Annotated in this window: 5 protein-coding genes; 1 reads left to right on the forward strand and 4 read right to left on the reverse strand. The window is 63.9% G+C overall.

Annotation, left to right across the window (positions count from 1 at the left end; translation table 11 throughout):
- Window positions 1–527: 527 nt before the first annotated feature.
- The 3 genes from ACTHNZ_RS23060 to ACTHNZ_RS23070 all read right to left on the reverse strand — a co-directional run bounded on the left by ACTHNZ_RS23060 (window position 528) and on the right by ACTHNZ_RS23070 (window position 8,118).
- Complete coding sequence (locus ACTHNZ_RS23060) at window positions 528–4,985, reverse strand: response regulator (protein WP_440544899.1); 4,458 nt, start codon at window positions 4,983–4,985, stop codon at window positions 528–530.
- 809 nt (window positions 4,986–5,794) lie between these two features.
- Entirely contained in the window at window positions 5,795–6,751 is a 957-nt protein-coding gene (locus tag ACTHNZ_RS23065; protein WP_440544900.1) for a dihydrodipicolinate synthase family protein, read from the reverse strand.
- A gap of 53 nt (window positions 6,752–6,804) precedes the next feature.
- A complete protein-coding gene (locus ACTHNZ_RS23070) occupies window positions 6,805–8,118 on the reverse strand; it encodes an MFS transporter (RefSeq protein WP_440544901.1) in 1,314 nt (437 codons plus the stop codon).
- A 249-nt stretch (window positions 8,119–8,367) separates the two neighbouring features.
- Between ACTHNZ_RS23070 and ACTHNZ_RS23075 the strand changes: the two genes are divergently transcribed.
- Window positions 8,368–9,444 carry a LacI family DNA-binding transcriptional regulator gene (locus ACTHNZ_RS23075; RefSeq protein WP_440544902.1) on the forward strand — a complete coding sequence of 359 codons (1,077 nt, stop codon included), beginning with the start codon at window positions 8,368–8,370 and terminating at the stop codon, window positions 9,442–9,444.
- A 222-nt stretch (window positions 9,445–9,666) separates the two neighbouring features.
- On the opposite strand, the gene ACTHNZ_RS23080 is transcribed toward ACTHNZ_RS23075, so the two are convergent.
- The gene (locus ACTHNZ_RS23080; protein WP_440544903.1) at window positions 9,667–10,677 is read right to left on the reverse strand and encodes a hypothetical protein; all 1,011 of its coding nucleotides are present in this window, start codon (window positions 10,675–10,677) and stop codon (window positions 9,667–9,669) included.
- Between the last annotated feature and the right edge of the window lie 109 nt (window positions 10,678–10,786).

The following is a 10,786-nucleotide window of genomic DNA, read 5'->3' on the forward strand; positions in this document are numbered from 1 at the left end:
TGCATGGAACGTTCCAACCACCGGCGAGCACGTTTCCAAGCGGGCCGCGCCGCCGGAAGTTCGCTATCGTCACACGTTTGCTGAGGGCCGGGAGGCGGGCCACGCTCCGAGCCGCGCCCCGGCGCATGGCCAGCGCTCTCGCCACGGCACGCGCGCGATCGGCATGAGCATTGTGGGTTCTTTCGGCCACGATTAACGTGCGATCACCGACATAGCCATTTTTCTCTCATAATCGCTTTCACGCAGCCATTCGATAATTCCTACAACGCAGTCCTATTAATCATGCGGATCGGCTGATCGAGCCAGGACGATACATAGCAGGATGCCGTTCCCGAAAATGCTCACCTTATCCCTTAAAACGTTTTGAAAGGTGAGCCTTTTCGGGAGACGGCACACCGCCACGATCGCTGCGCTGCCGGGTCCCGGAAGCGCTCACCTTTGAGCGTTTGCTTGCGTGAACCTAGAACGCGAGCGAAGCAACGCGACGGCTGCACCTCATGCTCGACCGAACCGTGACGAGGCGCGTTTCATATCGACGGCATGGGCTTCGCGGGCTTCGGTTCGGCACCCGCCGGAGCGGCGCGTTCTTCGATCGGCGCGTGCGAAGCGCCGGCCGCCAGCCGAGCCGCGATGGCCGAGTTCATCGCCTCCTCGATCCGCTCCTTGTTGTACGGCTTGCGCAGCAGCATCGCACCGGCGAGCGCTTGATGATTGCTGTCCTCGGGCAGCGCGTCGTAGCCTGTCGCGAATATCACGCGCAGGCCCGGCTGCAACGCAAGCGCACGCATGGCTAGTTCGTCGCCCGACAAATCGGGCAGGGAGATGTCGGTGACGATGACGTCGTACGCATGCTCGCTGAGCAGCCGCAGCGCCTCCGTCGCGTCGCCCGCCTCCGTGACGGCATGCCCCAGATAACCAAGCATATCGGCCGTCGTGAAGCGCACCATCGCATCGTCGTCGACGAGCAGCACGCGCGCCGTCAATCGCGAAGCGGCGGGCAACGCTTCCTGCTCGGGCGGCGTCAGGACCGGCAACTGAGCGGGCGCGGGGATTTGACCGCGCGGCTGAGTGCGCAGCACATGGCGAATCTTGCGTGCCATCGCCTCCCGGCTATAGGGCTTGCTGAGCAAATCGACGCCCTCGTCGAGGCGCCCGCCATGAACGATGGCGTTGTCGGTGTACCCGGACGTGAACAGCACCGCGATGTTCGGCAGACGTTCGCGCGCCTTGCGCGCAAGCTCGGGGCTGCCGAGCGGGCCCGGCATGACGACGTCGGTGAACAGCAGATCGATCGGCACGCCGCTTTCGACGATCGCCAACGCGCTGAGCGCATCCTTCGCACGTAGCACGCGATAGCCGAGCTCCGACAGCAAATCGACGACGGTGCCGCGCACGTCTTCATCGTCCTCGACGACGAGCACCGTCTCGCTTCCACCCGTGATCGGGCCCGTCTCGATGTCGGTCTCGACGTCTTCCGGTTGCCGCGCGCGCGGCAGGTAAATGCGCACGGTGGTGCCGTGCCCGACTTCGCTATAGATCTTGATATGACCGCCCGATTGCTTCACGAAACCGTAGACCATGCTCAAGCCGAGGCCCGTGCCTTGTCCCTCCGGCTTCGTCGTGTAGAACGGCTCGAAGACGCGCTCGAGCAACTCGGCCGGAATGCCGCATCCGGTATCCGTGACGGCCACCATCACGTATTGCCCGGCCGCCACGTCGCCGTGCCGCGCGACGTAGGTGTCGTCGAGGAATGCATTGCCCGCTTCGATCGTGAGCTTGCCCTGCCCTTGCATCGCATCGCGCGCGTTGATCGCTAGATTGAGCAGCGCGTTTTCGACTTGGACGGTATCGACGAACGTATTCCACAACCCGCCGGTAATGACCGTTTCGATCTCCACGCTTTCGCCCAGCGAGCGGCGCAACATGTCGTCGATGCCGCGGATCAAGCGGCCGAGATTCACGGTCTTCGGCGAGAGCGGCTGCCGGCGTCCGAATGCAAGTAATTGAGAGGCAAGGCGCGAGCCGCGCGACGTTGCCGCAATCGCCGTCTGCAAGCGTTGCTCGGCGCGCAAGTTACCGGCTACGTCGCGGCTGAGCAATTGCAGATTGCCGGCGATCACCTGCAACACGTTGTTGAAATCATGCGCGACGCCACCGGTCAGCTTGCCGATCGCCTCCATCTTCTGAGCCTGCCTCAATTGCGCCTCCGTATGCACTCGCTCGGCAATGGCCGCCGCCACGCGCCGCTCGAGCACCATGTTCGCTTCCTGCAAGATCCGTTCGGCTTCTTTGCGATGCGTGATGTCGACGATCGAGCCGATATAGCCGAGAAACGCGCCGTCGTCGCCGAAACGCGGTGCGGCGGCGCTGAGGGCCCAACGATAGACACCGTCGGAGCGGCGCACGCGGCATTCCGCACTGAACGTCTCGCCGTTCGCGTTCGCCGCCGCGAAAGAAGCTTCATACTGCTTGCGATCCTCGGGATGCAAAGCTTCCCACGCGCCGGTGCCCAACGCCTCGTCGAGCGATTGCCCCGTGAACTCGCACCAGAGCCGATTCAAATAGGTCAAGGAACCGGTGGGATCGCTGACCCACATCATCACGGGCGCATGATTGGCCATGTTGCGAAAACGCGCCTCGCTTTCGAGCAGGTCGCGCGTCGCATCGCGCCGCAAGCGTGCCATTTCGAGGTTCGCACTCACGCGAGCCAACAGTTCGCGCGACGAGAAGGGCTTCGTCAAATAATCATCGGCGCCCAGTTCGAGCCCCTCGACTCGCGCCTCTTCGCCGGCTCGCGCCGAAAGCATGACGACCGGCAAATGACGCAGTTGGGCATCGGCGCGTATCTCACGCAACAAGCCGAAGCCGTCGAGCACGGGCATCAACACGTCCGTCAAAATCAGATCCGGTTTGCGCCTGCGGATGGCATCGAGCGCCGCGCGGCCGTCGGTAGCCGTCTCCACCTCCCAGCGCGAACTGAGCAAACGGCCGATGTAGTCGCGCATGTCGGCGTTGTCGTCGACGACCAAGACGCGCTCGCCCTTCGTGCCTCGGCCGAACGACCATTGAGACATTTCCTGGTCACGCTCGACCGGTTCAGCCTCGCCGCGCTCGGCCCCCTGCGCGTCGCTCTCGGGGAGCCAGCGCAGCGCTTCCTCCACGTAGGCATCCGCACGGGCGACGCGCGCGGAAGAACTGCGCGCCGTACCGACGTGCTCCGCCGGCAAATGGGCGCAGCCGAACGGCAGCCGCAGCGTGAACGTCGTGCCGCGCCCCACCTCGCTCTCGACGGCGATCGTGCCGCCGTGCAGTTTGACGAGTTCTTGAACGAGCGCGAGCCCGATGCCCGACCCTTCGAACGAGCGGCTGCGCTGCCCTTCGACGCGATGAAAGCGCTCGAACAGCCGCGGCAGCTCGCGCGCCGGAACGCCGACGCCCGTATCGCGTACGACGACTTCGGCTGCCGTGCCGTCGGCCGCGAGCCGCGTCCGAACGCCGATCTCCCCTTCGAACGTGAATTTGAACGCATTCGACAGCAGGTTCAGGACGATCTTCTCCCACATGTCCCGATCGACGTAGACCGGTTGCGGCAACGGCTCGCACGCGATCGAAAGCGCGAGCCGCGCACGGTCGGTCGCCGATTCGAAGTTCGACGCGAGTTCGGCCGTCAGCTTTGCAAGGTCGGTCGGTTCGAACGTCGCCATCACGCGCCCCGCCTCGATCCGCGAAAAATCGAGCAGGGAATTGACGAGCTTGAGCAGACGCAGGCCGTGGCGGTGCGCCGTCAGGAGGCGCTCTCGCTGCGCGGCCGCGGATGGTGCGGACGGTGCGGGCGCCGCCTCGCCGAGCGCGTCCTCGATCGGCCCGAGCATCAGCGTCAGCGGCGTACGGAATTCGTGGCTGACGTTCGAGAAAAACGCCGTTTTCACACGGTCGATTTCCGCGAGCGCCTCTGCGCGCCGGCGCTCGTCCTCATAGGCCTGTGCGTGCGCCACGGCGGCGCCGATTTGACCGGCGACGAGGCTCAGGAAGCCACGATAGTGCTCGTCGAACAAGCGGAACGGATTCAACCCGACGACGAGCGCACCCGCGCGCCCGGTGTCGCCCGAGGGCAAGATCGGCACCACGACGCCCTGAGCCGGCGGCTCGTGCCATGGGCCACGAGGCAGCGGTGTCCGGACGCGCTCGCGCAAATTCGGCACGAGGATGGGCCGATGGATGCGCAACGCTTCCTGCACGGGCCATAGCTCGGCGCCATCCGTCGATAGATGTTCCGGCGCCGCTTCGTGTCCCGCCTCGATGCCCGACGCACCGGCGAGCTTGATGCCGTCCGCACCGGGCTCGGCGAGATAGAGCATCGCAAAAGGCAAATCACGGCCGTCGCGGGCGAGCGCGCGCACGCTGCATTCGCTCGCCTCCTGCCAGGTACGTGCATCGGCCGCCCCCGCGGCCAGATCGCGCAACAGCGCAAGCTGCCGCTCGCCGATTACGCGCTGCGTATCGTCCGTGTTCGCGCAGATGATTCCGCCGATGCTGCCGTCGTCGTTCGGAATCGGGCTATAAGAGAACGTGTAGTACGTTTCCTCGGGATAACCGTTGCGCTCCATGATCAAAGGCTGCGCTTGCACGTATGTCGCTTCGCGGCCGGTCATTGCGAGCTCGAGCATTTCCCCGATGTCGTCCCAGAGCTCGTGCCAGACGTCGGCGGTCGGCCGGCCGAGCGCCCACGGATGCTTGCCGCCTACGATCGACAGATAGGCATCGTTATAGAAATAGATGAGCGACGTCCCCCAGCCGATCCACATCGGCTGGCGAGAGTTGAGGATGATGCGCAGCGCGAGCTTCAGATTCTGAGGCCACGTTTCGGGATCGCCGAGCGGCGTCGAGCGCCAATCGTAGGCGCGGATGAGCTTTCCGAGCTCGCCCCCGCCGGATAGGAAATCGCCCTCGTTTTTACCGGGCGGCAGGCTAAATACGTCGCTCATAAGATGTCCGTGTTCCGATCCACAGCGAACAGAGGCTGAGGGCGCGTAAAGACCGACGGCGATCGGCCGACATGGCGTGTCGAGCCGTAACCGGCGTTTCGGGAACGATGCCGCGACGTCTTCGTCCGCAGGAAAAACGGCCGCGCAGGGCAAAACGTAGAGGCTCGGACCAGCTGCCGCAGAGCAGATGGCCGGAATGCGTTGGCGACCCCCATATGGCGCACTGCTCCTCACGCTCGCCGTTCGAAGCGGCGAGACAAATGCTTGAAAGGGAGAATAAGCACAGCCTGTGCCACACGATGACGGCGAGCGCCGAGAGATGCAGGCGGGGCATGGCCGAGCCTGCCAGGAATCGCCTGCGGCCACGCGGCGACGCGATCTGGAAGCGGTTTTCGATCGCGTCCGTGCGATTCGAAAGACGCAGCGGTGTCCGAGGGGCCGCGCTGCGTTGCCCTCGGAGAGCCGCTTCTTTTTTTCACTCGCTGTGGAGTAACGACAATGCGCGGCCGACCAAGCGGCGCTTTCGGCGAAGCCTCGGTCCGGATTCGGTGGCGCGCTTGCCGTCAAGGCGGTCACCAGCGTGTTTTGCGGCCCCGGAAAAGCTCACCTGTGAGGGGGCTGCGGCCGGCAGTCGAACGTGCACTCGCTTCGCCGCAAACCGTTCTCTTCCCGAAAACCCTCACCTTTCCGGTCCCGGCGAGGTCGTATAGCGGGCGGCGGCCGATAAAAGGTGAGCGTTTTCGGGAGTGTCTAGGGCTCGGTAGCGCCGGGGCGGTATGGCCTTACGACGTCATCGAGCGCGGTGCGACTCACGCTTGCTGCTGCGCTCGAATGCGAGCGCGGAAGTGCTCGGTGCCCGCGACGATCTTGTCCAGCACGGCATCGAGCGCCCAGAAACGCTCCCGCACGTCGTAATCGATCGCACGGCAGCGAATCGACGAGAAGGTGCCGATGCGTTGGTGGTAAAGCTTGGCGAGCGCGGGATAGCCGAGCGTTTCGGATACCGCCGCAACGACGAGGAAAATCGACAACTCTTCGGCAAGCGCGGGATTCGTGGCGCTGCGGGTGCGCAGCCATTGATAGAGATCGGGATGAAAATTCGCGAATACGCCGTTGAACCCGGCCGACCCGGCTTTCATCGCATCCCATGCAATGGCCGCGTTCGCATTGAGAATTTTCAAAGGCGAGCCTTCGGCGAGCTTCACGCGGCGCTTCACGGTCGCGAGATCGCAGCTCACGTCCTTCAGCATGACGAAGCGGCCCGTGTCGATGCAGGCTTTCAGCTCGTCATCGCTGAGCAAGCGCCGGTAGGGTGCGGGACATTCGTACAAACCGAGCGGCACGTCCGACGGCAGGCGCGCAAGCAAATGCCGCAGATTGGCCAAAAACGCGTCCGTACCGGCGCGTGCGGGATCGAGGTGGTTAGTGACGAGCACGACCCCCTGCGCGCCTGACGCGGCCGCAACGTTGAGCTCTTCGACCTGAGCGTCGAGATCGTCGCTGATGTGACCGGACGCCACGACCGGCACGCGCCCCGCCACGCGCTCGACGACGAAGCGCGCGAGCTCCCCGCGTTCCGCGAGGCTCAGAAACTGCATCTCGCTCGACTGCGCAACGGCGAAGAGTGCATCGGACCCGTGCGCTAGATACCAATCGATCAGACGTTCGAGGCCCGCGTAATCTATCCGGCCGCTGTCGTGAAATGGCGTGAGCATCACCGGCACGATGCCCTCGATGACAGTGGATGGATGCGAGACGGCTGACATATTCCCTCCTTTGGGTGAACGATCCTGCCGGCGCTGAAAACGAGCGCCTCCTATCAAGCAGGCAAAGCGGTGCTGGCTTCGGTGCCGTCCTGCTCGGGTATGGGTTTGCGCACGAGGGCCAAATAGGCGATGGCGCCGGCAAATGCGACACCGGCTGCCGTCAGCAGCGCGGGCACGAACGACGAGACTTGGGCGATATAGCCGGTCACGATCGGTGCCAGGGCGCCGCCGAGGAAGCCGCCGAAGTTCTGGATCGCACCGAGCGACGCGACTCGGTCGGACGGTGCGACGGCCGTCGCTAGCGCCCACGAGCACGCGGAAGCCGCATTCGCCAAAAAGATGACGACCGAGATGCAGGCAAGCGCCACCACGTTGCTTTGAACGAGCGGCACAGGAATCGTGAACGCAACCATGCCGAGCATCGTGATGACCACCGCATTGCGGCGGCTCGCCACGGGCGAGCGGCTGCGCTTCGTGATGACGTCCGAGAACCAGCCCGCCATGAGCGCGCCGAGGAATCCGCAGAGGAACGGCACCGAAGCGGCGAAGCCCGTGCGCACGAGGCTCATGTGACGTTCCAGCGTGAGATAGCCGGGTAGCCAGGTCAGATACACCCAGTTCAAGTACACGGAGCCGAAGAAGCCAAGCAGCATTCCCCACGTCTCGCCATGCGAAAACAGCTGACGCCATTCGGCGACGCTGAGCCGGCGGCGGACCACCGGAGTGTCGCCGGCCTCGAGATAGCGGCGCTCGTCGTCGGTCAGACGCAGTGCTTGCGGATCGCGATATACGGCCAGCCAGACGACGGCGACGACGAGGCCGAGCGCGCCCGTTGCGATGAAAGCGGTACGCCAGCCGAACGAGGCGATCACCACCGACAGGCAAAGCGGGGCAAGCGCGGTGCCCAGCGGCGATGCGGCGTTGAAGATGCCGGTGGGGGTGCCCCGCGCCCGCAGCGGAAACCAGTTCGCCACGACGCGCGCCGCCGACGGAAACTGCGGGGCCTCGCCGATACCGAGCACGATGCGGGCGGCGATGAACGCGCCGAATGTCCCGACGAGCCCACCCGCCGTTTGCGCGATCGACCATATGATGAGCCCCGCGCCCAGCAAGCGGCGCGGCCCGATGCGGTCGACGAGCCCGCCCACCGGCAGTTGACACAGCGCGTAGCTCCACGAGAAAGCGGATAGCAGCACGCCCATCTGCACGAGCGACAACCCGAGGCTTCCGCGAATCGCCGGACTTGCGATCGACAACGTGCCGCGGTCGAGGTAGTTGACGATGCCGCTCACCATCAGCAAGGCCAACGAGATCGTCTGCGCCCGGCGCACGCGGCGCGGAACGGGCTGTTCCTGGATATCGCTCATGCTCGTGTCTCCATGTTTATGTTAGCGCTTACATTTCAACCGACGGACCCTCCGCCCACACTCGGACGGACGCATCGGTGCGTCTCCCTCGTGCACTCTCTGCCTCGGCCGGATTGGCTGCCGTTCGGAGTCGGGGTAAGATAGCGCTTACATTCTCAGCAAGATGCCGGTTGGATGCAAGTGCCTCGATCGGCACCCGGGGGTATACGTGAATACCGCAGACCGAGCACTGAACAGATTCCGCCCACGATGAGCCGCCCCTCAGCCTCCCCCGCGCCTTCGCCGCGGGCACGCCGCTCCACCGGCCGTGCGGTATTGAGCGACGTCGCCCGGCTCGCGGGTGTGTCGACAGCTACCGTGTCCCGCGTCTACAACGAGCCAGGCAAGGTATCTGCCGAAATTCAGGCGCGCGTGCGCCAAGCCGCGCTCGAGTTGAACTGGATTCCGAATGCGGCAGGCCGCGCGCTGGCTTCGACGCGCACGCATATCGCGGGAACCGTCATTCCGACGTTGGACGATCAGGTTTTCGCCTCGCAGGTTGCGGGTATGCAAGCTGTGTTCGGGGCGCAGGGCATTACGCTTTTTCTCGGCTGTTCGAATTACGATCCGGCGCAGGCGCTCACGCAAGTGCAGGCGATGCTCGCACGCGGGGTCGAAGCGTTGGCGGTCGTCGGTGAAGCGCATCCGCCCGAACTGTTCGAGGCACTTAGGCAGTATCGCGTGCCCTACGTCGTGCTGTACGCCTACAGGCAAGACAGTCCGCATCCTTGCATCGGCTTCGACAATCATGCGGCCTTCCTCGGCCTGACGAACTATCTCGTCGAATTGGGACATCGGAGCTTTGGCGTCGTGATGCAGCCGGCGCTCGGCAACGATCGCGTACAAGCGCGCGTGCGCGGCATACGCGAAGCGCTCGAGCGCCAGGGGCTCGCCGTCCGCCCGGAGAACGTGCGCGAAGGACACGCGACGATCGCCTTCGGCCGCGAAAGCATGCGTTCCATTTGGCAGGAATCGCCCGCCCGGCCCACGGCCATCATGTGCGGCAACGATGCCCTCGCGATCGGTGCGCTGCTCGAAGCGCAAGCACTCGGCATCGACGTGCCGCGCGAACTGTCGATCACGGGTTTCGACGACGTCGCCATGGCAAGGGAGATCCACCCTGCGCTAACGACGATGCGAGTGGACACCGAACAGATCGGCCGAATCGCCGCACAACACCTGCTCGACGTGTTGAAAGGCAACGGCGACGCGGGCGGCCACGAAGTGCCGGCGACGCTGCAAGTGCGCGGATCGACGGCAAAAGCCGCCATGCGCAAGAAGCGGTAGACGCCGCCGACGACGTCCGTTCAAGCCGAAGGTGAGCTTCTACGGGAGCCGCCGCAGTGCATTCGCAGTAGTCGAAACTGCGGATACGCGTACGTGATTTGTCGCTTTCATCGGTAGCTTCCTTGGCATCGCCGTCGAAAGGTGAGTAGTTTCGGGAGTGGATACCCCTCGAGCGTCAATCGATTCCCGAAAGGGCGCAATGCCCCACCGGACAGTGAGCACTCAGAGCTTTGACATCTTCCATGCTCCAGCTCCCATCCCCGTTGAACTCGACGAACTCGATGCGCCAGTGACCCTCGGGCCGGCCGTCGCGCGCTTTGCACCTTTTTCGAGGAACTCCGTCAGGTAAGTCTGCATATGCAATGGCAAGCATGCGCGCTGGTGGCTAGGTGGAAGATACTCGGCAGCTCCCGTCATGACGCCGAAGAGATGGTGAATGGGCGTGAGTGTTTTGCGGTAGTGGTCCGACGCCCACAAGGCAAAAAGAGCATAAGCGCAAGCCAGGACATGATCGGGAGGCAAGCCTAAGGTCTCCGCCAGGAACCGGCATAGCGTTTCCGTGGTGCCTGAAGGCCCGGCCCAAACCGGGTGGTCGTGGAATCGGGCGCGCTCGGCCCACGGCGTATCCTCATTGACCGTACCGACGTTGTGACGCATCGTTGATTTACTCTGGAATCCACGACGTGCGTTAACCTGCGGATCTTTGTCTGGGTGGGTCCATAGGCTTGTCCACGCGTACTTCGTATCGAACCGCGTGGAGATGTCGTGCAACACCATGATGTTGATGTGAGTCGGCAGGCCCGCGATCTTGGCACGCCAGGTCAGCAGACTGGCCATCTGGTGCATTGGCTGGTATTCGCCCGCCAAGAAATCATCGGGCGTCCGAATGACCTTTTCGTGCTTATCGACGGGTTTGTGCTTGATGATCGACTCGAAGGCGATGACGTGCGCACAGGCCTGCATGCATGCCTCACGTACGAGCGACGCCACTCTCTCGTTCCTCAGGACACGCCCGGCCAGATGCTGCTCAATCGCCAGGTGTCTCTGGCTTCGAATGAAGCCAATGATCGCCAGTGTTAGATCCACGGCGTTGTCGTAGATGCGCACTTGCGCATCCCTTCCTACCGCAGCTCGCGCATCCCACGCCGCTTCGCGGAATATCGGTTCGTTAGCACCTTTCTCACGCCATGCATCTGCTTCGACCTTAGTCACCCGGCACCAGTTTAAGAGCACCTCCTTGACCTCCTAAAATGTAATACCTGTCTAATTTGGGGGAGTCAATTGTGCGGGGGTGCGATAAAGCCAGTCCAATACCAAGGCGAACGACTGCGGGACCTCGACT

The sequence above is a fragment of the Trinickia sp. genome, from assembly GCF_051953955.1.
In the GTDB taxonomy this organism is placed as follows: domain Bacteria; phylum Pseudomonadota; class Gammaproteobacteria; order Burkholderiales; family Burkholderiaceae; genus Trinickia.

Coding starts and splice junctions, on each gene's coding strand:
- ACTHNZ_RS23060 (WP_440544899.1), bottom strand. CDS start 4,985: ATGAGCGACGTATTTAGCCTGCCGCCCGGTAAAAACGAGGGCGATTTC.
- ACTHNZ_RS23065 (WP_440544900.1), bottom strand. CDS start 6,751: ATGTCAGCCGTCTCGCATCCATCCACTGTCATCGAGGGCATCGTGCCG.
- ACTHNZ_RS23070 (WP_440544901.1), bottom strand. CDS start 8,118: ATGAGCGATATCCAGGAACAGCCCGTTCCGCGCCGCGTGCGCCGGGCG.
- ACTHNZ_RS23075 (WP_440544902.1), top strand. CDS start 8,368: ATGAGCCGCCCCTCAGCCTCCCCCGCGCCTTCGCCGCGGGCACGCCGC.